This window comes from Azorhizobium doebereinerae UFLA1-100 (assembly GCF_000473085.1).
Taxonomy (GTDB): domain Bacteria; phylum Pseudomonadota; class Alphaproteobacteria; order Rhizobiales; family Xanthobacteraceae; genus Azorhizobium; species Azorhizobium doebereinerae.
Window position 1 is genome coordinate 104,026 of the sequence record NZ_AXBA01000010.1, and the last position, 22,709, is coordinate 126,734.

At 68.7% G+C, this 22,709-nt stretch carries 18 protein-coding genes, 1 tRNA gene and 1 pseudogene; 7 read left to right on the forward strand and 13 right to left on the reverse strand.

Annotated elements, in window-relative coordinates:
• Window positions 1-50: 50 nt before the first annotated feature.
• Window positions 51-536, reverse strand: a complete 486-nt coding sequence (locus YU1_RS0108710) for an Lrp/AsnC family transcriptional regulator (RefSeq protein WP_029003732.1) — start codon at window positions 534-536, stop codon at window positions 51-53.
• Between the two features lie 312 nt (window positions 537-848).
• Between YU1_RS0108710 and trxB the strand changes: the two genes are divergently transcribed.
• The 3 genes from trxB to YU1_RS0108730 all read left to right on the forward strand — a co-directional run bounded on the left by trxB (window position 849) and on the right by YU1_RS0108730 (window position 4,042).
• On the forward strand, window positions 849-1,808 hold the full coding sequence (gene trxB, locus YU1_RS0108720; protein WP_029003734.1) for a thioredoxin-disulfide reductase: 960 nt from the start codon (window positions 849-851) through the stop codon (window positions 1,806-1,808).
• A gap of 20 nt (window positions 1,809-1,828) precedes the next feature.
• Window positions 1,829-2,719 carry a LysR family transcriptional regulator gene (locus YU1_RS0108725; protein ID WP_029003735.1) on the forward strand — a complete coding sequence of 297 codons (891 nt, stop codon included), beginning with the start codon at window positions 1,829-1,831 and terminating at the stop codon, window positions 2,717-2,719.
• A gap of 675 nt (window positions 2,720-3,394) precedes the next feature.
• On the forward strand, window positions 3,395-4,042 hold the full coding sequence (locus tag YU1_RS0108730) for a M15 family metallopeptidase (RefSeq protein WP_029003736.1): 648 nt from the start codon (window positions 3,395-3,397) through the stop codon (window positions 4,040-4,042).
• A gap of 23 nt (window positions 4,043-4,065) precedes the next feature.
• On the opposite strand, the gene YU1_RS0108735 is transcribed toward YU1_RS0108730, so the two are convergent.
• The 10 genes and pseudogenes from YU1_RS0108735 to fdnG all read right to left on the reverse strand — a co-directional run bounded on the left by YU1_RS0108735 (window position 4,066) and on the right by fdnG (window position 15,107).
• Window positions 4,066-4,470 carry a hypothetical protein gene (locus YU1_RS0108735; RefSeq protein ID WP_245263269.1) on the reverse strand — a complete coding sequence of 135 codons (405 nt, stop codon included), beginning with the start codon at window positions 4,468-4,470 and terminating at the stop codon, window positions 4,066-4,068.
• Window positions 4,457-4,933 carry a hypothetical protein gene (locus tag YU1_RS0108740; RefSeq protein ID WP_029003738.1) on the reverse strand — a complete coding sequence of 159 codons (477 nt, stop codon included), beginning with the start codon at window positions 4,931-4,933 and terminating at the stop codon, window positions 4,457-4,459. The genes YU1_RS0108735 and YU1_RS0108740 overlap by 14 nt, the downstream gene beginning before the upstream one ends.
• 32 nt (window positions 4,934-4,965) lie before the next feature.
• A tRNA-Sec gene (locus YU1_RS0108745) sits at window positions 4,966-5,061 on the reverse strand.
• 147 nt (window positions 5,062-5,208) lie between these two features.
• Window positions 5,209-7,032, reverse strand: a pseudogene (selB, locus tag YU1_RS32600) (selenocysteine-specific translation elongation factor); the annotation flags it as partial.
• Complete coding sequence (locus YU1_RS28670; RefSeq protein WP_035714641.1) at window positions 7,029-7,790, reverse strand: tetratricopeptide repeat protein; 762 nt, start codon at window positions 7,788-7,790, stop codon at window positions 7,029-7,031. The gene YU1_RS28670 and the pseudogene selB, both read right to left, overlap by 4 nt.
• A 31-nt stretch (window positions 7,791-7,821) precedes the next feature.
• Window positions 7,822-9,246, reverse strand: coding sequence for an L-seryl-tRNA(Sec) selenium transferase (gene selA / locus YU1_RS0108760; protein WP_029003740.1), 1,425 nt, complete (start codon window positions 9,244-9,246; stop codon window positions 7,822-7,824).
• Between the two features lie 4 nt (window positions 9,247-9,250).
• The gene (gene fdhE / locus YU1_RS0108765) at window positions 9,251-10,171 is read right to left on the reverse strand and encodes a formate dehydrogenase accessory protein FdhE (protein ID WP_029003741.1); all 921 of its coding nucleotides are present in this window, start codon (window positions 10,169-10,171) and stop codon (window positions 9,251-9,253) included.
• A gap of 194 nt (window positions 10,172-10,365) precedes the next feature.
• Entirely contained in the window at window positions 10,366-11,067 is a 702-nt protein-coding gene (locus tag YU1_RS0108770; RefSeq protein ID WP_029003742.1) for a formate dehydrogenase subunit gamma, read from the reverse strand.
• Window positions 11,064-12,005, reverse strand: a complete 942-nt coding sequence (gene fdxH / locus YU1_RS0108775) for a formate dehydrogenase subunit beta (protein ID WP_029003743.1) — start codon at window positions 12,003-12,005, stop codon at window positions 11,064-11,066. Before fdxH ends, YU1_RS0108770 begins: the two co-directional genes overlap by 4 nt.
• Window positions 12,006-12,020: 15 nt before the next feature.
• The gene (fdnG, locus tag YU1_RS0108780; RefSeq protein WP_084539753.1) at window positions 12,021-15,107 is read right to left on the reverse strand and encodes a formate dehydrogenase-N subunit alpha; all 3,087 of its coding nucleotides are present in this window, start codon (window positions 15,105-15,107) and stop codon (window positions 12,021-12,023) included.
• Window positions 15,108-15,535: 428 nt separating this feature from the next.
• Here fdnG and YU1_RS28675 point away from each other — a divergent pair, with 428 nt between their 5' ends.
• From YU1_RS28675 to YU1_RS31890, 4 genes are all read left to right on the forward strand, one after another.
• On the forward strand, window positions 15,536-16,132 hold the full coding sequence (locus YU1_RS28675) for a TlpA disulfide reductase family protein (RefSeq protein ID WP_051356656.1): 597 nt from the start codon (window positions 15,536-15,538) through the stop codon (window positions 16,130-16,132).
• The gene (locus tag YU1_RS0108795) at window positions 16,129-17,250 is read left to right on the forward strand and encodes a transglutaminase-like domain-containing protein (RefSeq protein ID WP_084539755.1); all 1,122 of its coding nucleotides are present in this window, start codon (window positions 16,129-16,131) and stop codon (window positions 17,248-17,250) included. The genes YU1_RS28675 and YU1_RS0108795 overlap by 4 nt, the downstream gene beginning before the upstream one ends.
• A 70-nt stretch (window positions 17,251-17,320) precedes the next feature.
• Window positions 17,321-18,367, forward strand: coding sequence for a selenide, water dikinase SelD (gene selD, locus YU1_RS0108800; RefSeq protein ID WP_029003747.1), 1,047 nt, complete (start codon window positions 17,321-17,323; stop codon window positions 18,365-18,367).
• Window positions 18,368-18,423: 56 nt separating this feature from the next.
• Window positions 18,424-18,837, forward strand: a complete 414-nt coding sequence (locus YU1_RS31890; protein WP_051356657.1) for a hypothetical protein — start codon at window positions 18,424-18,426, stop codon at window positions 18,835-18,837.
• An 18-nt stretch (window positions 18,838-18,855) separates the two neighbouring features.
• Here YU1_RS31890 and YU1_RS28685 read toward each other — a convergent pair whose 3' ends face one another.
• Window positions 18,856-20,418 (reverse strand): bifunctional aminoglycoside phosphotransferase/ATP-binding protein, encoded by a 1,563-nt coding sequence (locus tag YU1_RS28685; RefSeq protein ID WP_035714550.1) that lies wholly within the window; start codon window positions 20,416-20,418, stop codon window positions 18,856-18,858.
• 181 nt (window positions 20,419-20,599) lie between these two features.
• A complete protein-coding gene (locus YU1_RS28690; protein WP_198018872.1) occupies window positions 20,600-22,657 on the reverse strand; it encodes an ATP-binding protein in 2,058 nt (685 codons plus the stop codon).
• Between the last annotated feature and the right edge of the window lie 52 nt (window positions 22,658-22,709).

The following is a 22,709-nucleotide window of genomic DNA, read 5'->3' on the forward strand; positions in this document are numbered from 1 at the left end:
GCGCGGCAGCGCCCCCTTTGCTTATTCCGGCGGCGGCTGTTCCGTCGGCTTCATTCCGGCGGCGGCGAGCCTTCCTCGAGCGGCACCACCGGGGCGTTTTTCGACTGCTTCAGCGTCAGCGCGGTCTTCACGTTGCGCACGTTCGGCGCCGAGGTGATCTCCAGCACGAACTTCTGGAAGGTCGGCAGATCGGGCGCCACGCACAGCATCAGGAAATCCACCTCGCCCGACAGCATCCAGGCGCCGCGCACCAGCGGCCAATGGGCGATGCGCGCCTCGAAGGCGGCGAGATCCGTCCCGGCCTGGCTGATGAGATGGACCATGGCGAAGGCCATGAGGTCGTAGCCCAGCTGCTTTTCGTCCAGCAGCGCGCGATAGCCGCGGATGATGCCGTCCTCTTCCAGGCTGCGCACCCGGCGCAGGCAGGGCGGGGCGGAGATGCCCACGCGCCGCGACAGCTCCACATTGGTCATGCGGCCATCCCGTTGCAGCTCCGCCAGGATTTTCCAGTCCACGGCGTCGAGACGAACGGTCAAGGGGGAATCCTCCAGGCGATTGCGATTGGCACCTTAGTGAAGCCGTTTCGCAGCGCAACGAAATAATATTGCGCAAAGCGGGGTGCGCGGATCTGATGCGTTCTCCGCTCGACGTCAGCGTCCGCGGGGCCGGATCATGGGGACATCCCGCTGCCGGCCAAGCGCAACGATTGTTGAGCCTTGTGGTAGGCGCAACCCGCCCCTACATTCCCGCATAGCTCCGCCAGCATCTCGCGCCGGAGGCCCTGGCTGCTTCGCGCCGGGTTCCGCGCGCGCCGGCCCGCGAGGGTCGCAATCGGTTCGAGGACGTCCATGGTTTCCCACAGCAAGGTCATCATCATCGGGTCCGGCCCCGCCGGCTACACCGCAGCCATCTACGCGGCCCGCGCCATGCTGGAGCCGGTGCTGTTCGAGGGCATCCAGCCCGGCGGCCAGCTCACCATCACCACGGACGTGGAAAACTATCCGGGCTTCGCCGACGTCATCCAGGGGCCCTGGCTGATGGAGCAGATGCGGGCGCAGGCGGAGCACGTGGGCACCCGCATCCTGTCCGAGCACGTGGCGAGCCTCGATCTCGCGCACCGGCCGTTCCGCCTGGTGACCGAGGGCGGCGAGCACTTCACCGCCGACGTGGTGATCCTCGCCACCGGCGCCCAGGCGCGCTGGCTGGGCCTGACCTCGGAAGAGGACTACCGCGGCTTCGGCGTCTCCGCCTGTGCCACCTGCGACGGCTTCTTCTATCGCGGCAAGGACGTGGTGGTGGTCGGCGGCGGCAACACCGCCGTGGAGGAAGCCCTGTTCCTCACCAATTTCGCCGCCAAGGTCACGCTGGTCCACCGCCGCGACAAGCTGCGCGCCGAGCGGATCCTGCAAGACCGGCTGTTCGCGCACCCCAAGATCTCCGTGGTGTGGAACGCGGCCATCGACGAGATCCTCGGCGAGACCGATCCCGTCTCCAAGGTGACCGGCGTGCGCCTCCAGGACGTGGTGAGCGGCGCGCATGCCGAGATCGCCACCGACGGCGTGTTCATCGCCATCGGCCATGCCCCGTCCACCGCCCTGGTGGATGGTCAGCTTCGGCTCAAATCCGGCGGCTATGTGTGGACGGCGCCGGATTCCACCGCCACCTCGGTGCCCGGCGTGTTCGCCGCGGGGGATGTGGCGGACGACGTGTTCCGGCAGGCGGTGACCGCCGCGGGCCGGGGCTGCATGGCGGCGCTGGAAGCTGAACGCTTCCTGGCGCAGCACGAAATGGCGGAAGCGGCCGAATAGGCCTCTGAAGGCAGGGTGTGATGGACTGGGACAAGCTGAAGGTTTTTCACGTGGCCGCCGAGGCCGGCTCCTTCACCCATGCGGGGGAGACGCTCGGCCTGTCCCAGTCCGCGGTGAGCCGGCAGGTGTCGGCGCTGGAACAGGAGCTGAAGGTTCCGCTGTTCCATCGCCATGCCCGCGGCCTCATCCTGACCGAGCAGGGCGAACTGCTCTACCGGACCGCCCATGAGGTGTTCCTCAAGCTGGAATCGGCCCGCGCCCAGCTGACCGACAGTCGCGAGAAGCCGAACGGCGAACTGCGCGTGACCACCACGGTCGGCCTCGGAACGCACTGGCTCACCGCCCGGGTGGGCGAGTTCGTCGAGCTCTATCCGGACATCCGCATCCAGCTCATCCTCACCGACGAGGAACTGGATCTCGCCATGCGCGAGGCGGACGTCGCCATCCGCATGCGCCAGCCGGTGCAGCCGGATCTGGTGCAGCGCAAGCTGTTCACGGTGCATTTCCACGCTTATGCCTCGGCGGACTATCTCAAGCGCCACGGCCAGCCGCGCACGCTGGACGAGCTGGACAAGCATCGCATCCTGCTGCTGGGCGGTCCCATCCCGAGCTATTTCCAGGGCCTCAACTGGCTGGAGCACGCCGGGCGCGACGGCTCGACCCCCCGGGTGCCGGCGTTCGAGGTGAACAGCGTGCTCGGCCTCAAGCGGGCGGTGGAGCGGGGCGTCGGCATCGGCACGCTGCCGGACTATCTGTCCGACGACTCGCCATCGCTGGTGCAGCTGTTCACCGATCGCGAGACGCCGCAGCTGGAGGCCTATTTCACCTATGCCCAGGAAATGCGCTCGGTGGCGCGGATCCAGGTGTTCCGTGACTTCCTGATCTCCAAGGCCCAGCGCTGGAATTACTGACCGTGACACTGGCGCGACGGCATGGGGATAACCCGGCCGGATAGCCAAGCGTTGGGCACATGCCTGATATGCGGTCATTTTGCATTGCATTATGCCTAAGGGGAGTGCACTTTGCTCATGCCCTGATCGCGCCATGCGCAGTCAGGTGTTCCCCTCTGGAAGGTTCGCCGCTCTGCGGCGATACTTGCCGGGCCTCTTTCGAGGTCCGGCATTTTTCTTTTCAGGGGTCCGCCCGGCGGATGCCGCATCGCCCTGTTGCGGTGCGAAAGGCAGGCCGGCCGGAACGGCCCCCCGGCGCGTGGCGTTCCTGTTGCCTACAGCAGGAGAGCCTGATGGCGCCCACTCTTTCCCCGGCCAGCCCCGCTCCGGCAGCCCGCCTGGGTCCTTTTCCCGGCCAGCCCGATCCCATGCGTCCCCCGGAGCCGCCCATCCTGCCGCCCGGGCCCATGGAAGATCCGGACGACGTTCCCGTGCCCGGCCCCGACCTGCCCCCTCTGCCGGAAGGCGACCCGTCCCGCGAGCCGCGTCGTGAGCCGTTTCCTGTTCCTGCGCCGGTGGACGACCCCGACACGGGCGGAGATGTGCCGTTGAATTGAGCGGCGGCGGCCCGCGACCCGCCCGTTCGGTGGTAGCATCGCGCAGTGCCTGAATCAGGCTGCGCCGGCAGAGACCGCTATGACCGAGAACCTCACACTGTCCCCGTCCGTCGATCGGCTGCCCGATCTGTTCGTCTGCGTGCCCGAGGTGGTGGCGGACGTGATCGTGGATCTGCGCTATGCGGGGGCCGCCAATTTTGTCGGCGCGCCGGTGGATGGCTACGATGCGGCGAAGGCGCTGCTGACCCGTCCCGCCGCCGAGGCGGTGGCCCGCGTCGCGGCCGATGTCGCGCGCGACGGGCTGGTCCTGAAGCTTTATGACTGCTACCGGCCGGCCCGGGCCGTGGCCCATTTCGCCCGCTGGGCGGCGGACGGCGCGGACCTCGCCACCAAGGCCGACTATTATCCCGACCACGACAAGCCGGATCTGTTCACGCTCGGCTACATCGCCGGCCGCTCCAGCCATTCGCGCGGCTCGACGCTGGATCTCACATTGGCCCACCGTTCCGACGGGACGGAACTCGACATGGGGACGCCGTTCGATCTGTTCAGCGCCCGGTCGTGGCCGGAGTCGAACGCAGTCTCGGAGGCGCAGAAGGCCAACCGCCTGCGGCTCGCCGCGGCCATGTCAGAGGCGGGCTTCGAGCCCTTCTTCATGGAATGGTGGCACTTCACCCTGAAGGGCGAGCCGTTTTCCGACACCTATTTCGACGTGCCGATCCGCTGACGCCCCGGCGCCAGGCGCGGCCCTCAGGAGAGGATGATCTCCTCGATCTTCAGCCGGCGGCCCCAGGCATCGAAGAACTCGCCTTCGTTCAGCACCAGGCGGTTGTCGCGCACCCGTGCCTCGACCGCGCGCAGGCGCATGCGGGCCTCCTCATTCTCCAGCGGGCCATCCGCATCCAGCATGGGGAAGAAGGCCGCGCCGTCCCACTTGAGGCCCGAGCCGGCGAACAGCGTCACCACCTGCGTCCAGTCGATGTCGTCGCCGATGATGTTGAGATAGGTGGAGGCGAGCAGGGAGACGTGGGTTTCGCCGATCTCCACCAGGATCACCAGCGCGGTGAAGGCGCCTTCCGCCGCGAAGGTGTCGCGCAGCCAGCGTTCGAATTCGGTCGCGGCTCCCGGCCCTTCACCTTCCCTAGAAATCGACACGGGGAGTCTCCGGCATGTAGTGCTCGAACAGGTACCAGAACGAGCTTGCGCGGGTCTGTTCGTACCAGGCCTCGAAGTCGGTCAGGGCCGCGAGCGGGTCGGCGGGGGCGTCCGGCGGCGCGGTGGTATCCTCTTGCGGTGCCGGATGGGCCTGCGCGTGGAGGGCGAGGGCCAGCGGCGCGATGCGCTCCAGCACCTGGGTGCGCGCCTCGCTCTCGCCGTCCCAGCCGAAGCCGGCCCGCACCTGGGCGTGGACGGCGGCGACGGCCGCCTCCGGCGTCTGTGCCCCCGCGACCGCTTCCGACAAGGCGCGCATGAAGGCGAGGCGCCGGTAGGCTGCGGCGCGCTCGGCCTCCAGCCGCCGGGCGGTGGTCGCGGCTTCAGTCCGGAAGGCGTCTTCGCGCGCGCCGGCCGCGCTCGCCGCCTCCGCGAGCGCGGCGAGCAGATGGTCGACGGGGGTCATTGCCGGGTGTCCTGTCCGCGGGTGGGGGAGGATGGCGGAAGAGAGTGGGAGTCGAACCCACCAGGGACCGGCTCGCGGCCCCTCCCGGATTTGAAGTCCGGACGCCCCACCAGGGACGCTTCTCCTCCATGTGCCGCCGCGCCCGGCTCGGCCGGCGGCTGGTCAGCCGGCGCATCATCGCCGCTGGCGCGGAACAGGTCCAGCCGGTGCGGGTTGATGCGCCTGAGATCGTCCCGGCGCAAGGTCACGCCGTGGCGGTCGAAGAACTCCAGGATCTGGATCGCCACCTTGCGCCCGTTCTCCACCGCGTCGCGGAACTGGGCGGCGGTGAAGCTGCCGTGCACAACGGACAGGTGCTCCAGGATGGCGACCATCTCCGCCACCGTGCCGCGCAGGAAGAAGTGGTCGTGCGCCACCTCGTCCACGCAGGCAAGCCGGCTGAGCAGTTTCAGCAGCCGCCGCACCTCGCCCTCCGGCGCGCCGATCATTCCGGCGATGTCGCGCACGCGCGGCGGCCGGAAGCGCTCCTGCCCGGCGAGCAGCGGCTGCACCAGGGCCCATTGGGCCTCATCCGCCGGCGTCAGGCGCACCGCGAAGCCGGCGCGCCGCACCCAGGCGCCGGCGAGCGCGATCTCCCGCGCCTGGGCGAGGCTCTGCAGCGCGGCCCTGAACGCCGGCGCCGGCAGGCGGAGCTGCATCTGCATGCGCAGGCGCTCGATGCCGAGACCGGGCAGGTCGGGATTGGCCGCATGGAAGGCGTCCAGCGCCTCCAGCAGCTGCGACGAGAAGCCGGCCCAGCGCGCGCCCGACAAAACGACGACCGATGCGCCGACCGGCAGCGTCCTGAGGCCGAGTTCGGCCACCAGCGCCGGCCCGGTGTCGGCGGAGAGCGCGCGGTCGCGGGTGAAGGCACCAAGGTCGAGATGGAAGGGCGCCGTCTCCAGCAGCCGGGCCACCGCCCGGGCCGGGTCCGGCTCGGCATGGGCGGCGAGCTGGGCCCGGCGCTCCGGGGTCCGGCGCTTGCGGGCCGGGCCGCGCAGGTCGAGGAAGGTGCCGCCGCCGATGGTGCGCTGGGCGGAGGTGTCACGGATGACGAAGCGGTCGCCGGCCGCCGCCGCGATGGGCGCCTCCAGCACCAATTGCACGAGGCCGGAGCCGCCGGGCTGTACCGGGTCGTCCAGAAGCACGATGCGCGCGCCCACCTCGCGGGCCGCATGATGCAAGCGCACGGGAAACCACTGGCCGATGGGCTTGGGCTCGCCGGGGAGCACCCGCAGGCGGGCGTCGATATGGTCCGCCGGGGCGTGCAGGCTCTCGTCCAGCAGAACGTCGCCGCGGGCGATGTCGTCCTTGCCGATGCCCTCGCCGGCGAGATTGATGCCGCAGCGGTCGCCAGCCTGTCCGGTCTCGGCCGGGCGGTCCTGGGCGCGGATCGAGCGCACGCGGACGCTGCGGCCGGAGGGGCTGAGCATCACCTTGTCGCCCACACTCACGCGGCCGGAGAGCACCGTGCCGGTGACCACCGTGCCGGTGCCCTGGAGGCTGAAAGAACGGTCCACGGCGAGGCGAAAGCGCCCTCCCGCCGCGCGCCGCGCCATCCGCGCGGCGGCATCCTCCAGCGCCGCACGCACCGCGCCGACGCCGCTACCGGTGGCGGTGGACACGGGCAGGATGGGCGCGCCGTCCAGCACCGTGCCGGCGAGCAAAGCGGTGATCTCGTCCGTCACCGCCTGGCGGCGGGCGTTGTCCACCAGATCCACCTTGGTCAGCGCCACGAGGCCGTGACGGACACCGAGCAGGTCGATGATGGCGAGGTGCTCGCGGGTCTGCGGCATCACCCCGTCGTCGGCGGCCACCACCAGCAAGGCGAAATCGATGCCACCTGCGCCCGCCAGCATGGTGTGGACGAACTTCTCATGCCCCGGCACGTCGATGAAGCCCAGCACCTCCCCCGCGTCGGCCGGCATGTAGGCAAAGCCGAGGTCGATGGTGATGCCGCGCGCCTTTTCCTCTTTCAGGCGGTCGGTATCGACGCCCGTGATCGCCCGCACCAGCGAGGTCTTGCCGTGGTCGATATGTCCCGCCGTGCCGATGATCATGGCGCGGCGTCCGCTGCCGGCAGGGGGAGGGCGGCCCTGCGTTCCGCCTCCGCCGCCCGTTCGGGGCCGAGGGCTTCGCGCGCGGCGGGCAGGAAGGGGGCGGCGAGGGCGCTGCCGCCGTCGGTGGCGCGCAGCAGCCATTCATAGGCCGCGAAAGGATCGCGTGGCACGCCGGAGCCGAGATGGTGCGCCGCGCCCAGCATGGCCTGGCCGTCCGCATCGCCGGCATCCGCACCCTGCCGCCACCAGCGGGCGGCTTCAGCGGCGTTGCGCTCCACGCCTAGGGCGTTGTGATAGAGCATGCCCATGCGCGTCATGGAGGAGGCGACGCCCTGCGCGGCGGCGGCCTCGGCCCAGCGGCGGGCCTCCGCCAGATCGGGCGGGATGACCTCGCCCTCCAGCAGCATCCAGCTCAGCATGTCCTGCGCCGGCGCATCGCCCTGCGCGGCGGCGGCGCCGTAGAGTTCGGCTGCGTGCACATAGTCCTGCGGCACGCCCTCGCCCTTGAAATAGAGCGCGGCGAGATTGCGCTGGCCCACCGCGTCTCCCGCCTGGGCGGAGAGGCGGAGCCATTTCTGCGCCATCTCCGGGTCGCGGCGCACGCCGAGCCCTTCGGCGAAGCAGGCGCCGATATTGTTCTGCGCCCGCGCCACGCCCTCGCGGGCGAGCGGCTCCCACAGCGCCAGGGCTTCCTCGTAATCGCCCGCCTGGGCGGCATCGAGCGCGCGGCCCATACGGGCCTCCACGGTCTCGGCCATGGCCGCGCAGGCCGCCGGGCGGCGGAAGCGGTCAAACAGTCCCATCGGACAGCTCCAGATGCGCGAGGCCGGCGGCAAAGCCGGCCTCATCTTCCAGGCAGCGCAGGTCGAGCAGCAGCGCCTGGTCCTCCACGCGGCCGATGATTGGCACGGGCAGGCGGCGCAAGGCATCGGCGAGCATCGCCAGCCGGCGGCCGCTGCCGTCCGCCGGCACCAGGGCCAGGGCCGTGCTGGCCAGGGTCTCCAGGGGCAGGGCACCGGAGCCGATCTGGCTCTTGCAGGCCCGCAGCTCCACCGCGAAGGCCTTGCCCAGCCGCGCCGCGAGCACGGGCGCCATACGCTGCGCCAGCGCGGCGAGGTCCGCCGCGCCGCGCGTCAAGAGGCGCAGGGTGGGCAGGCGGGCGGCGAGGCGGTCGGGATCGGCATAGAGCTTCAGTGTCGCTTCCAGCGCGGCGAGGCGGATCTTGTCCACCCGCAGCGCCCGCTTCATGGGGTTCCTGTTGATGGCCGCGATGAGGTCGCGCCGGCCGACGATGAAGCCGGCCTGCGGGCCGCCCAGCAGCTTGTCGCCGGAGAAGGTGACGATGTCTGCGCCCTCCGCCACGGTCTCCCGCACGGTGGGCTCATGGATCAGGCCATAGGCGGCCAGATCCGCCAGCGTGCCCGAGCCGAGGTCGTGGAACAGCGGCACCTTGGCCTCATGGGCGAGCGCCGCGAGGTCGCGCGGGGACACTTCGGCGGTGAAGCCCTCGATGCGGTAGTTGGAAGTGTGGACCTTCACCAGCAGCCCGGTCTCCGGCGTGATGGCGCCGAGATAGTCCTTCGGATGGGTGCGGTTGGTGGTGCCGACCTCGACGAGGCGGGTGCCCGCGCGGGCCATGATGTCCGGCATGCGGAAGGCGCCGCCGATCTCGATCAGCTCGCCGCGCGAGACGATGCTGTCCTTGCCCGCGGCCAGGGTATTGAGCACCAGCAGGACGGCGGCGGCGTTGTTGTTGACGACGGTGGCGTCCTGCGCGCCGGTCAGGCGGCACAGCAGGTCGCGCACATGGTCGTCGCGCTCGCCGCGCTTGCCGGTCTCCAGGTCGAATTCCAGCGCCACGGCAGAGCGCATGGCGGCGGTGGCGGCGGCGATGGCCTCCTCCGCCAGGACGGCACGGCCGAGATTGGTGTGCAGCACCGTGCCGGTGAGGTTGAACACCGGCCGCAGCGAGGGGCGGGCCTCCGCCTCCAGCGCCGCCAAAGCGGCGGCGGCGATGCCTTCCGCGTCCGCCGGCGCCGGCGCGCCCGCGCGCAGGGCCGCCCGTGCGGCCTCCAGCGCGGCGCGCACCGCCTCGGTGACGGCCGCGCGCCCATGGCGCTCGGCGCCGAGAAGGGCCGGGGAGCATTTGAGCACCTGATCCACGGCGGGCAGGCGCCTGAGGGCGGAAGCGTCCGCCGCGCTGGAACCGCTCATGGCCTCAATAGCCCAGCAGGAAAGGATTGAAGCCGGCCCGGCGATAGGGACGGTCCCGCATCAGCATGTCGAGGCCGAGCGAAGCGACGTCGTCCGCCACCACTTCGGCGCCGAGATCCTTGTTCTGGTAGAACAGCTTGCCGTAGGAGTGGCACTCCTCGCAGGTCTCCGCCTTCACCGCCCCGGTGCCGCCCTCGATCTCCTCCAGACCGATACCCTTGGTGGAGCCGCAGGCGGTGCAGCGGATGCGGACATAGTTCCACAGCGTGCCGCACAGGGCGCAGCCGCAATAGCGCGCGCCCGGCGCATGCGGCCAGTCGACGATCAGGCTCGCCACCGGCGGCCCGCCGCAGCAGGGGCAGACGCCGTCCGCCACCGGCACCAGCGCCTTGCCGTCCAGTCCAGCCGCGCGGCGGGCGAAATGCACCTGCAAGGCGGCTGCGACGAACACATGTTCGGCCAGCGCCTCCATCGGCAGCGCGTCGGCGAGCACGTTGCGCACCATCTGGTCGCGGGCGGCGGCATCGGCCGCGATCACCCGGTCGAGCGCGGCGGCCGCCGTCTCCGGCATGTGGATGGCCCTGGCCTGCGCCAGCAGCCGCTCGAACGTGGTCTCGAAGGCGGGGGCGGAGGTGAAACGGCCGCGGTCGAGCGGAGGCATGGCGTGCGCGCGGGCGCGGGCCAGCGCATCGGCGTCCAGCGGCTCCACCTCCGGCAGGCCGGGCTGGATGTCCCGCTGCACGGCGCAAAGCGCGGACAGGAAACCGAGATAGGGCTTGAGGTCGCTGTGCTCCGCCAAGTGGGCGAAGCGCTTCGCGCGCGCATCGAACAGGCCCACGGGATCGGGGAGTTGCACGAGCGGGGGCTGGGCGATGCCGCCGATGACGCTCGGGTCGGGCTGGACGGCGCCGGGAAAGCTGAACATGGAACCTCACGAACCCCACGGGTCACGTGGAACATCAGGGTGTCGGGTGGATCGGCCGCTGCACGCCGGCCGGCGGCGATCCGGCTCTGACCATCGCATATGGGACGTCTCCCATCCGGCCGCGAGGGCGGAGCGGACGGATGCGATGGCGGGTCGGGATCGTCCGCGCGGCGGGAGGCCGCGCGAACGAGAGGTCATTCCGCCGGCGTGCGCGGCGTTCCGGCGTTCGAGCGCCTGCTTGCCACCAGTTCGCGCAGCCATTTGCGATGGTGTCGCCACGCCCATCCGCCGGTGACGCGCCCCTTGGTCATGGCGCCCATGGTGCCCTTGACCCAGATGGCGGCGTATACGTGGATGATCCACACGCAGATGATGCCCACCGCCGCGAGCGAATGCACGATGATGGCGATGCGCTTCGTCTCGATGCTGGTGAAGCGGAAGAAGTACTGATCCCACGCCACGAGGCCGGTGGCGATGAGCACGAGGATCAGCAGCGACATGCCCCAGAAGACGAACTTCTGGCCGGCATTGTACTTGCCGAGCTCCGGCAGCCGCTCCTCATGGCCCAGCAGCACGTCGCGCACGCGGGTGAGCCAGATGTTGTCCTCGCCCTTCCACAGGTTCGCCCGCCAGAAGCGGATGAACAGGATGGAGAAGGAGACGAACAGCACCACGCCGATCCAGGGATGGATGGCGCGCGTCCATTGCCCGCCGCCGAACAAAGCGGTGAGGAAGTAAAGGCTGGGCGTGAACAGCGCCAGGCCGGATATGGCCAGCAGCACGAGGCTGATGGCCGTGATCCAGTGGTTGATGCGGGCGCCCACCGTATAACGGTCCACCGTCACCGGCTTGCCCGGGTGCACGCCGTCGCCCGGTTCGAGATCATAGGCCGTCATGGCTTCTCTCCCCGGGTCAGCTTCTCCGCGCTGGCTTCGTCTTCCGGCGTCACCTTGTTGGCGCCGGCGATGAGATAATGGAACACCCCCGCCACGGCGGCGAAGCCCATGACCCCCATGCCGACATATTTGGTGACGCCCTTCCAGGCCTCCACGATCGGCGAGATGCGCGGATTGTCCGGAAGGCCGGCATAGATGCTCGGCTTGTCCGCATGCTGGAGCACATACATGACGTGCGTGCCGGAGACGCCGGGCGGGTCGTAGAGGCCTGCGTTCTTGTAGCCGCGGGACTTCAGATCCGTCACGCGCTCGGCCGCGTGCTTCTTCATGTCCTCCTTGGTGCCGAAGGCGATGGCCTGGGTCGGGCATGCCTTGGCGCAGGCAGGCCACTGGCCCACCGCCACGCGGTCGGAGCAAAGCGTGCACTTGTACGCCTTGTTGTCGACCTTGGAGATGCGCGGAATGTTGAACGGGCAACCGCGCACGCAGTAGCCGCAGCCGATGCAGTTGTCGTGGACGAAATCCACGATGCCGTTGGTGTACTGCACGATGGCGCCGGGGGCCGGGCAGGCCTTGAGGCAGCCCGGATCCTCGCAGTGCATGCAGCCATCCTTGCGGATCAGCCACTCGAGATTGTCGGTCTCCGGGTTCACCCACTCGGTGAACCGCATCAGCGTGAACGACGCCGGCGTGAGGTCCGGCGGGTTGGTGTAGCTGCCGTTGAAGGTGCCGATCTCCTCGTGGAGGTTGTTCCACTCCAGGCACGCGGCCTGGCACGCCTTGCAGCCGATGCATTTGGAGACATCGATCAGCTTGGCGACTTCGGTCTGCCGCTCGGCCGGCGGCTTGATGGTGGAAGCCGACTTCCGCAGCAGGTCCTGGTCACCGAACTTGGCCGGGACCGGAGCGACGGGAGGGTTTGGTGCTGGTTTCAACATCTGTTCGACCCTCCCTTACGCAACCGGCCCGGTCGAGGGCTCAATATTGACCAGGAACGCCTTGAACTCCGGCGTCTCGATGTTCGCGTCACCCACGAAGGGGGTCAGCACGTTGGCGGGGAAGCCCTTCTTGGCCGCGCCCACGAAGCCCCAGTGGATGGGGATGCCCACCACGTGCACCGGCTTGCCGTCGCAGATCAGCGGACGGATGCGCTTGGTCACGTAGACCTTGGCGAACACCGAGCCGCGCTTCGACCACACGCGCACCCAGCCGCCATTGGTGATGGACTTCTCCTTGGCCAGTTCCTCCGAGATCTCGACGAAGAATTCCGGCTGCAGGACCGCGTTCACATGGTTGTTCTTGGTCCAGTAGTGGAAATGCTCCGTCAGGCGGTAGGAGGTCGCCGCATAGGGGAACTCCTTGGACGCCGGCTCGGCGAACTGGGCGAAGTCGTCCTTAAACACGCGGGCCACCGGATTGCCCCGGATCTTGGGGGCGACCAGATTGACCATCGGGCTTTCGAACGGCTCGTAGTGCACCGGGAACGGCCCCTCGCGCATCATGCCCCGGGCGAACAGGCGCGAGACGCCTTCCGGATTCATGATGAAGGGACCCACATCCTGCGGCTTCGCCGTGGGGGCGATGTCGGGGACGTCGTAGCCGGTCCACTTGGCCCCGTCCCACCACAACAGCTTGCGGGTGTCATCCCACGGCTTGCCGTTGATGTCGGCGGAGGCGCGATTGTAGATGATGCGACGGTTCGCCGGCCAGGCGAACGACCACTTCAGATACGCGCCGGTGTCGTCGGGATCGGAATTGTCCCGGCGGGCCATCATGTTGCCGTCCTCGGTGAAGGAGCCGGAATAGATCCAGCACCCCGCCGCCGTGGAGCCGTCGTCGCGCAGCACGCCGAAGTTCGGCACCTGCTTGCTGGCGGTCAGCAGCTTCTTGGTGGGATCGTTCGGGTCCAGCACGTCGGAGACGACATAGCCGTTGAGCTCACGGGTGAGTTCCTCGGGGGTCGGCTCGCTGGGGTCCTTGTACGGCCAGTACAGATTGACGATGGGGTCCGGCAGGGCCCCGCCTTCCTTCTTGTACATCTCCTTCAGCCGCAGGTGGATCTGCGACATGATCCAGGCGTCGGTCCTGGACTCGCCCGGAGGCGAGCCGGCGGGCCAGTGCCATTGCAGCCAGCGGCCGGAATTCACCAGCGAGCCCTCATCCTCCGCGAAGCAGGTGGTGGGGAGCTGGATCACCTCGGTCTGGATCTTGGCCGGGTCCACATTGTTGTAGACACCGTGGTTCTCCCAGAAGCGGGCCGTCTCGGTCTGCAGCGGGTCCATGATGACCAGCAGCTTGAGCTTCGACAGGGCTTCCGTGAGCTTGCCCCGGTTGGGGAAGGCCTGGAGCGGGTTGAAGCCCTGGCAGAAGTAGAGGTTCATCTTCCCCTGCTTCATGAGCTCGAACGCGCGCAGGATGTCGTAGGCCGGCACGTCCATCTTGGGCAGCCAGTCGAAGGCGAAATTGTTCTCCGCCGTCGCCGCCGGACCCCACATGGACTTCAGGAAGCTCACCATGAACTTCTTGTAGTTCTGCCAGTAGCTCATCTGGTTCGGCCGCAACGGCTTGAAGCCGCGGGTCGACATGTAGGTGTTGAAGTCCGGCTCCTTGTCGGTGGCCAGCGTCAGATAGCCCGGGATCATGTTGGACATGAGCCCGATGTCGGTCAGCCCCTGGATGTTGGAGTGGCCGCGCAAGGCATTCATGCCGCCGCCGCGCACGCCGATATTGCCCAGGATGAGCTGGAGCATCGCCATGGTGCGGATGTTCTGCGACCCCTTGGAATGCTGGGTCCAGCCAAGCGCGTACATGGAGGTCATGGTCTTGGTCGGCGTCGAGCATTCGCCGATCATCGCCGCCACCTTCAGGAACTTGTCCTTCGGCGTGCCGGTGATGCGCTCCACCAGTTCGGGCGTGTACTGGGAGACGTGCTCCTTCAGCAGGTTCCACACGCAACGGGGATCCTGGAGCGTCTCGTCCACCATGGCATAGCCATCGGGGCCGATCTGATAGTCCCAGGTGGAGCGGTTGTAGTCCCGCTTTTCCTCGTCATAGCCGGTGAACAGGCCGTCCTTATAGGCGAAGCCCTCCTTCACGATGTAGGTCGCGTTGGTGAAGGCCTTCACATAGTCCCACTGCACCTTGTTGTTCTGGATGCAGTAGTTGATGACGCCGGACAGGAAGGCGATGTCCGAGCCCTGGCGGATCGGAGCATAATAGTCAGCGACCGCCGCCGATCGCGTGAAGCGCGGATCGACCACAACAAGCTTCGCGCCGCGGTTGGCCTTCGCCTCCACGACCCATTTGAAACCACAAGGATGCGCTTCAGCGGCATTGCCGCCCATAATCACGACGAGGTCCGTGTTCCGAATGTCGGTCCACGAATTGGTCATCGCGCCACGGCCAAATGTTGGGCCCAAACTGGACACCGTGGGGCCGTGTCAAACTCGCGCTTGGTTGTCGAAAACCACCATGCCGAGGCTGCGAACGGCCTTATAGGTCGCCCATGCAGTCTCGTTGGTCGTGGCCGAGGCGGCGAGGAAGCCGGTGGTGTTCCAGCGGTTCACCGTCACGCCGTCGGCGTTCTTGGCAATGAAGTTCTTGTCGCGGTCGTCCTTCATGGCGCGCGCGATCTTGTTCAGCGCCTCGTCCCAGGACACGCGCTCGAACTTGTCCGAACCGGCGCGCCGGATCATCGGGTGCTGAAGCCGGGTCTCGGACTTCACGATGTCCAGAAGGGCCGCGCCCTTCGGGCACAGGGTGCCGCGGTTGGTCGGATGGTCGACGTCGCCCTCGATATGGGTGATGTCGGCCTTCTCGCCCTTCTTCAGGTCGCCCTTGGAGTAGATGATGATACCGCACGCCACGGAACAATAGGTGCAGGTATTGCGCGTCTCAGTGGTGTTGAACAGCTTGAAGGGGCGAATCGCAGCTGCGTGCGCCTCCTCAACCCCGCCGAAGCCGAGGGCTCCAAGCGTTGTACCCGCGAGACCCGCACCCGCCGTTCCTAGGAACTGGCGCCGCGAGAGCTCCATATTCATCGAAGCCTGCCTCCGACCGATTGCCCCCTACGGGGGACCGGGAACGGGCCGAGGCAACCCACCTCAGCCTACATTCCGGCTTGTTGCCAAATTATTTTGGAACTGGAAGCATGTCAAACTGAAGTCCTTCCGTATTTTCATGGCGCAAGGCCATGCGATCTGCCGCAGAGCAGCAGTCAATGTCGAACTGTTCCGTATCGGAAGGAAAGAAGAGCGGAAGCAATTTCGCTGTGGCGAGACGAGTATGCTGCGCTGCAACAGCGCTCGGTCACGCTGTCGTGTTATTGACCAGTCTCCCGGCACGCGGGTAATTTCCATCCGTGACAGCCCGCACCGCTCCCGAGGATCGGGGCATTGCACCTCTTGACCTTGCCGACGGAGCCTATCTGTTCCGGCGGGTTTTGCCGCGTGCGCGCCCCCGCCCCGGTGTGGCGCGCAGCGCCGTCCTGGCGGTGCTCGGCGTGCTCTGCGGCACCATCCCCGCCAGCGCGCAGGCCCCAGCAGCCGCTGCGGGGCCGGATGGAACGCTTCAGCCCTATGATGCGACGCTTCCCGGCGCCCTCCAACTGCCTGTGCTCGACGGCGCTTCGCTCGACCTGCGCGACCTGAAGGGCCGGGTGGTGCTCGTGCACTTCTTCGCCACCTGGTGCGAGCCGTGCCGGGAGGAGTTGCCCGCTTTGTCGCGCTTCGCTTCCGACAATCGGTCCCGTGTCGCCGTCATTGCCGTGGACGTGGCCGAGGTGGATGTCCGGGTGCGGCGTTTTCTCGACGATCTTCCCGTCGCTTTTCCCGTCGCGCTCGACCGGGATCGCGCCTTCACAAGGCAATGGGCCGTCTCCGCTTTGCCCGCCACCATCGTGCTCGACCGCGCGCTGCGCCCCCGCCTGCGTGCCGTCGGGGAGGTGGCATGGGACGGCCCTGCCGCCCGCGATGCCATCGCCGCTCTTGTATCCGAACCCATCTCGATGACGTCCGGCGCCGTTGCGCCGGGCGCGCCAAACCCGCCTGGAGGGCTGAACCGATGATTTCCCGCCGCCACTTCCTTTATGCCGGCGCCGCCGCCTCGGCGGCCGCCGCCCTGCCGGGCCTCGCCCATGCCCAGGGCGCCGCCAACCCCGCCGCGGCCGCCATCTTCGCGCCCAAGCCCGGCGACTGGCGCAGCTTCCAGGTGGTCACCCGCCTTGAGGTGCAGGCCGCCGGCGGCGCCAGCCAGGCCTGGGTGCCGCTGCCGGTGTTCGCGGCGCAGGACTGGTTCAAGCCGCAGGGCAGCAGCTGGACCACCAACGCCGCTTCGGTGGAAAGCGTGAAGGATGCCCAGGGCGCCGAGATGCTCCATGTGCGCTGGAACGCGGGCGAGGTGCCGCCGGTGGTGGAGGTGACCAGCCGCTTCTCCACCCGCGACCGTGCCGTGGACCTGACCAAGCCCGGCACCGCCGCCCCGCTCTCCGACGGGGAGCGGGCGCAGTATCTCGCCGCCACCGACCTCATCCCCACCACCGGCATCGTCAAGGCCACCTCCGACAAGATCACCGCCGGCAAGGAGGGCGATCTGGCCAAGGCGCGGGCGATCTATGAATGGGTGGTGGAAAACACCTTCCGCAATGCCGCTACCCGCGGCTGCGGCACCGGCGATGTGGCGACCATGCTGGAGAGCGGCACACTGGGCGGCAAGTGCGCCGACCTCAATGCGCTCTACGTGGGCCTGGTGCGCGCCGCCGGCATTCCGGCCCGCGATATCTATGGCGTGCGCGTGGCGCCGTCCAAGTTCGGCTATAAGAGTCTCGGGGCCAATTCCGACATCATCACCAAGGCGCAGCACTGCCGCTCGGAGGTCTATCTCTCCGGCTTCGGCTGGGTGCCGACCGATCCCGCCGACGTGCGCAAGGTGGTGCTGGAGGAGCCTCCGGGCCAGCTCCCCATCGACGACGCCAAGGTGAAGGCGGCCCGGGCCGCGCTGTTCGGCGCCTGGGAAGGCAATTGGATGGCCTACAACACCGCCCATGACGTGGTGCTGCCCGGCTCCAGCGGGCCGAAGATCGCCTTCCTCATGTATCCGCAGGCGGAGACCGTCGCCGGCCGGCTCGATTGCCTCGATCCGGATACGTTCAAATACACCCTGCGCTCGGCCGAACTCGCGGCCTGAGCCTCCATCCCACGGGTAGCCTCGGCCGCCCGTGGTTCCGTTTCGCGCGAACCTCATGCCCGAGGGCCTCATGACCGAACAGCCTTTTCGCCTGACCAGTCTCGCCCATGGCGGCGGCTGCGGCTGCAAGCTGGCGCCCGCCGTGCTCCAGGACCTGCTCGCCGGCGTGCCGGCCGTGGGTCCTTTCGCCCAGCTCCTGGTGGGGACCGAGACCGGCGACGATGCCGCGGTCTGGGACCTTGACGGCGACACCTGCATCGTCGCCACCACGGATTTTTTCATGCCGGTGGTGGACGATCCCGACCATTTCGGCCGCATCGCCGCCACCAATGCCATCTCCGACGTCTATGCCATGGGCGGCACGCCGATCATGGCGCTGGCCATCCTCGGCATGCCGCTCGGCAAGGTGGACACGGCGATGGTGCGCGCCATCCTGCAAGGCGGCAGCGCGGTGTGCGCGGCGGCGGGCATTCCGGTGGCGGGCGGGCATTCCATCGACAGCGTCGAGCCGATCTACGGCCTCGCCGTCATCGGTACCGTGCGCAAGGCGGACATCCGCCGCAATGCGGACGCCAGGGCGGGTGACGCCCTCATCCTCACCAAGGCGGTGGGCGTGGGCGTCTATTCCGCCGCCTTCAAGAAGGAGGCGCTGTCCCCCGACGGCTATGACGAGATGATCGCCTCCACCACGCTGCTCAACAAGGTGGGCAGCGTTCTGGCCAAGGACCCGGCGGTGCACGCGATGACCGACGTGACCGGCTTCGGCGTGCTTGGCCACGCGCTGGAAGTGGCGCGCGGCTCCGGCCTCGGCATCGAGATCGAAGCGCAGCGCCTGCCGCTCTTCGCCCATGCCGAAGCGCTGGTGCGCCAGGGCTTCGTCACCGGCGCCTCGATCCGCAACTGGGCCAGCTACGGGGCCGAGGTGGCGCTGCCCGACGATTTCCCGGACTGGCGGCGCAATCTGCTGACCGACCCGCAGACCTCCGGCGGCCTGCTGGTGTCGTGTGCCTCCGAGGAAGCGGACCGGCTGGTGGCCGAGATCCATGCCGCCGGCTATCCCGCCGCCCGGCGCATCGGCGGCGTGGTGTCGGGCGGGGCGGGCGTGCGGGTGGTCTGAGGCTTCGGAACGGATGTCCGGATGGGGCGTTCTTCCGCTAACGGAGGACACCCGCAATGCGGACATCGATCATCCCCTTTTCCCGCCTGCCGCCCACCCGCCTTGCGTCCGTGGCGGCGGTGCCCGCACGGCTGGGCGGGCTCGCGCTCATCGGGCTGTGGCTGGTGACGGCGACGCCTGTCGGCCTCGCCGTTGCCCGCGCGGCCGAGCAGGGGGCGGCCTCTGCCCCATCCACTTGTGACACCTCGACCTCCGCCGGTGCTTCCCATTCGGCGACACCACCGCAGGGCGGGGCGAATTCGGGCACGGCGCCGGGGTCCCAGGGCAACACCGGCTGGACCAACGGCAACGGTGGCTCGTTCGTCGGAACCTCGAACCATGCCGAGACGCCGGGCTCCACCACCCGGCAGCCGGAGACGGTCACGGGCGTGAACCCCGGCACCTCCGACCGGGCGCCGAAACCCTGCTGAGCAGACCCACCTGATCCGCTATCGGGCCGCTGGCTGGCGCAGCCATGCCTCGACCGTGCCGAGCGCCGCGTCGGAGCCCTCCGAGACGTCGACCTGCCGCCAAAGCATCGGGCCGAGATCATAGTCCGCCTGCTGCTCCACCACGGCGGGCGTCGCATCGGAGGCATCGTTCTTGCGCCGCGCCACCCGCGCGCGCAGGACCTCTACCGGGGCCGTGAGCCACAGGCCGAGGAAGGGCGCGTGCCTGGCCTCGGCCACGGCGGCGATGGCGTCGCGCTCCGCCGCGCGGGCATGGACCGCGTCCGCCACCGCGGCGCTGCCGGCCGCCAGCGCCAGATCCACCCGCCGCCGCATCCGCGCATAAACCGCATCGGCCGCGCCGGGGGCGTAGGCTTCGGCCGGCAGCCGATCGGTCTCGCCGACGCCGTGCATGGCCTTGCGCTCCACGTCGCTGCGCAGCACGACCGCTCCCGGCGCGTGGCCGAGGCCTGGGGCGAGCCTGGCGGCAAGCCGGCTCTTGCCGGTGCCGGACAGCCCGCCCACCGCCACCAGCAACGACGGGGCAGGGGAGAGGAAGTCGGACGCGGCCCGGAAATAGGCCAGAACCTCCGCCTCGGCCGAAGCCCGCCCGGCGCCGTTCCGGCGTGCCAGCGCGGCGGCACCGACCTTGGCGCGGATCGCGGCCCTGAGGCTGAGGAAGAGGGGCAGGGCGGCGAGGCCGGAATAGTGCCGCTCGTCGTCCATGGCCCAGAGGTAGCGGTTGAACACCATGTTCGCCTCGCTCTTCAGGCCGCGTTCCCAGAGGTCCATCAGCAGGAAGGCGAGGTCGTAGAGCAGGTCGCAGGTGGCCAGCGCGGGATTGAACTCGATGGCGTCGAACAGCACCGGCCGGTTCTCGATGAGGGCGATGTTGCGCAGGTGCAGGTCGCCGTGGCAGCGCCGCACGAAGCCGGCGCTCGCCCGCGCCCGCAGCAGGTCGGCGCAGCCGGCCAGCGCTTGCGTGGTCGCATCGGCGAGTGCCCGCGCCTCGGCGGGCGGGAACAGGTCCGGCGCGCCGAGGAAGCTGGCGGCATTGTCGGCGGCGATCTCCCGCAGTTCGGCCACCACGTCGAAATCCGCCGGTGCGGCCGGTACCCTGTGGTGTGCCTCGGCAATGGCGCGGGCGAGCGCGGCCAGCATGTCCTTGCCGAGGGTCTCCCGCGCGGCCATGCAGTCGAGGGTGCGGGTCTCGTCGAAGCGGCGCATGTGCACCAGCCATTCCACCGGCGTGCCCGGACCGCCGAGCGCCAGATGCCCCTCCCGTTCCACCACCGGCAGCGTGCCGAGATAGAGGTCCGGCGCGTTCGGCCGGTTGACGGCGATCTCCCCCTCGCAGGCGGCGCGGCGCTTCTCCAGCGTCGAGAAGTCCATGAAGGGGAAATCCACGGCGCGCTTCACCTTGTAGGCGTCGTCTCCCACCAGGAAGACCGCCGCGCCATGGGTGTCGATGCGCACCACCGGCGCCGTGCCGCCGTGGGTGGCGGGATCGGCGAGGAAGGCGAAGACCGCGCCCTGGTCGGCTACCACATGGTCATCGGTCATCGGCCCGCGCCTCCTTGCCTGTCCCCGACGGGGACCTCCGGCCGGTTCGACGCCCTCCGCCCTGAGGCCGCATTACCTGCTGGTCTCGGGACCCAGGCACGCGGTCGCCGGCCCACGCACGCAATTCCCATACTATAAGGCGAAGGTCAGGCTTGGGTGACAGCCCCTGGCCTGCGGCGGCTCAGGCGCCGGAGGCCTGCCCCTGGTAGGTGGCGGCGAGCTGCGCCTCGTGCAGCGCCGGCAGGCGGATGGTGAAGACGGCGCCCTCGAAGGCATTCTCCACCGTCAGCGTGCCGCCGTGGTCGCGGATGATGCCGAAGCTGACGGACAGGCCGAGCCCGGTGCCCTGGCCGGGCGGCTTAGTGGTGAAGAAGGGCTGGAACACCTTTTCGATCACCTGGTCGGGGATGCCGCCGGCATTGTCCTTCACCGCGATGCTCACCAGCGGCGTGCGGGTGTCCTGGTGCTGGAGCGACATCTCGATGGAGATGGCGCCGAGATACTCGACGCCCACGGAGCGGCGGCGCTCGCGGATGGCGTCGCGGGCATTCTGCAACAGGTTGATGATGACCTGCTCCAACTGGTCCTGACGGCAGAGGACGCGCAGGTCGTCGCTGGAGCCGTTGACCGAGATGGACACATTCTCCAGCCGCAGCTGGGCGCCGACCACCTGGAGCGCGCCGTCCACCGCCTCCATCGGGTCGCTCGGCTCCAGCCGCATGCCGCTCTTGCGGCCGAAGATGCGCATGTGGTCGATGATGCGGCTCATCCGCACCGTCTGCTGGATGATGCGGTTGAGCTTGGCCTCCATGTGCTCGATGGGCATGCCCTTGTGGAGGCCGGTCAAGGCGTTGGTGGCGGCAAGCCGGATCACGCCCAGCGGCTGGTTGATCTCGTGGGCGAGGCCGGTGGCGACCTCGCCCAGCGAGGCCAGCTTCGACATCTGGTAGAGGTTGTTCTCCTCGATGCGCTTCGAGGTCTGGTCGACCGCGAACACCACCAGGTCCCGCACGCCCGTCGCCGCTTGGCGGGCGCCGCCGTCGATCTCCTCCAGCGGGGCGATCATGAGCTGGACTTCGAATTCCTCGCCGTCCTTGGCGAAATACTCGACGCTCACCTGCGGCCTGGTGAGCGATCGCGTGGCGGCGAGGAAGCGGGGGCTGGCGACATATTCATGGATCAGCTCCGGCAGGATGCTGCCGGAGGTATCGCCGATCTGCCGGCTGCCGTCGGCGGTGACATGGACCACGCAGACGCCGGGCACGCCGGCCATGGCTTCGAGGAAGTGGACCTCGCGCTGGCGGGCGCTTTCCTTGAGCGCGCTGGCGCGGAGCTTCTGCTGGAGGCGGTGGTAGTTGAGGGCCAGATAGGTGAGGACCAGCAGGATGAGCCCGAGCCCCGCCGCGGTGATCCAGATGGCGAGGCGGAAGTCGTCGGCCAGCGAGCGGACATAGGCCTTGTCATAGGCCACGAGCATCACGATCGGGTAGCGTTCCGAGCGCACGTAATAGCCGACGCGATCGATGCCATCGATGCCGCTCACCTGGTCGTAGGGCGTCTCCTGGATCTTCAGAATGGTCTGGTAAGACGGGCTGGAGCCCACATTCTCCCCGAAGCTGATGGTGGCGGAGGCACGGGCACGGACGATGCCGTCGGTGCCGATCAGGGCGATGAGGGAGTTCGGATCGATCCGCAGCCGGCTGTAGAAGCTGATGAAGTCGAAGATGTTGTAAGAGGCGACGATGACGCCCAGCAGCTCGCCGTGGTGATCGTACCAGCCGCGGGAAAACTGGATGGTCCAGCGCTTGGAGATGCGGCCCAGAACCGGCTTGCTGATGAAAAGGCCGGCATAGGGATCTGGTCCAAGATGGACGCTAATGTGCTCCCGGTCGGCGACGCTGATGGGATCGCCGCTGGGCGGTGAGAGGTTTGTTGCTACCACCAGTCCCTGTTTGTCGACAACCGAGAGCTGGACGATCGGCGCGGGGATGCTCAGGGTTCGCAGAAAGTCATAGACTTCGAGCGGCGTGGCCGTGGGGGAGAGGGCGTTGCCGACGTTGACCAGGAGCGAGTCGATCGGCTCCACCGTCTGCTCGAAATTGTGCAGCAGGAGGTAGGCGGTCTTCTGGGCGTTCTCCCGGGCCTCGCGGAACTCCGCCTGGATGTTGAGTTCGGTCAGGACGGTGGCGGTGCCGAACGGGATGGCCTCGACCAGGAGGACGATCGCCAGGAACTTCAAGATTGTCTTGAGAGAGCCGCCGATCGTGTGGCCCATCTTTTCCCGAAGCGCG

What these genes read in the sequence shown, in the direction of transcription:
- YU1_RS0108725 (WP_029003735.1), top strand. Translation starts at nt 1,829, where the DNA reads ATGGACTGGGACAAGCTGAAGGTTTTTCACGTGGCCGCCGAGGCCGGC.
- fdhE (WP_029003741.1), bottom strand. Translation starts at nt 10,171, where the DNA reads ATGTTCAGCTTTCCCGGCGCCGTCCAGCCCGACCCGAGCGTCATCGGC.
- trxB (WP_029003734.1), top strand. Translation starts at nt 849, where the DNA reads ATGGTTTCCCACAGCAAGGTCATCATCATCGGGTCCGGCCCCGCCGGC.
- YU1_RS31890 (WP_051356657.1), top strand. Translation starts at nt 18,424, where the DNA reads ATGCGGACATCGATCATCCCCTTTTCCCGCCTGCCGCCCACCCGCCTT.
- selA (WP_029003740.1), bottom strand. Translation starts at nt 9,246, where the DNA reads ATGAGCGGTTCCAGCGCGGCGGACGCTTCCGCCCTCAGGCGCCTGCCC.
- YU1_RS0108730 (WP_029003736.1), top strand. Translation starts at nt 3,395, where the DNA reads ATGACCGAGAACCTCACACTGTCCCCGTCCGTCGATCGGCTGCCCGAT.
- YU1_RS0108740 (WP_029003738.1), bottom strand. Translation starts at nt 4,933, where the DNA reads ATGACCCCCGTCGACCATCTGCTCGCCGCGCTCGCGGAGGCGGCGAGC.
- YU1_RS28685 (WP_035714550.1), bottom strand. Translation starts at nt 20,418, where the DNA reads ATGACCGATGACCATGTGGTAGCCGACCAGGGCGCGGTCTTCGCCTTC.
- fdxH (WP_029003743.1), bottom strand. Translation starts at nt 12,005, where the DNA reads ATGTTGAAACCAGCACCAAACCCTCCCGTCGCTCCGGTCCCGGCCAAG.
- YU1_RS0108770 (WP_029003742.1), bottom strand. Translation starts at nt 11,067, where the DNA reads ATGACGGCCTATGATCTCGAACCGGGCGACGGCGTGCACCCGGGCAAG.
- YU1_RS0108795 (WP_084539755.1), top strand. Translation starts at nt 16,129, where the DNA reads ATGATTTCCCGCCGCCACTTCCTTTATGCCGGCGCCGCCGCCTCGGCG.
- YU1_RS28670 (WP_035714641.1), bottom strand. Translation starts at nt 7,790, where the DNA reads ATGGCCGAGACCGTGGAGGCCCGTATGGGCCGCGCGCTCGATGCCGCC.
- selD (WP_029003747.1), top strand. Translation starts at nt 17,321, where the DNA reads ATGACCGAACAGCCTTTTCGCCTGACCAGTCTCGCCCATGGCGGCGGC.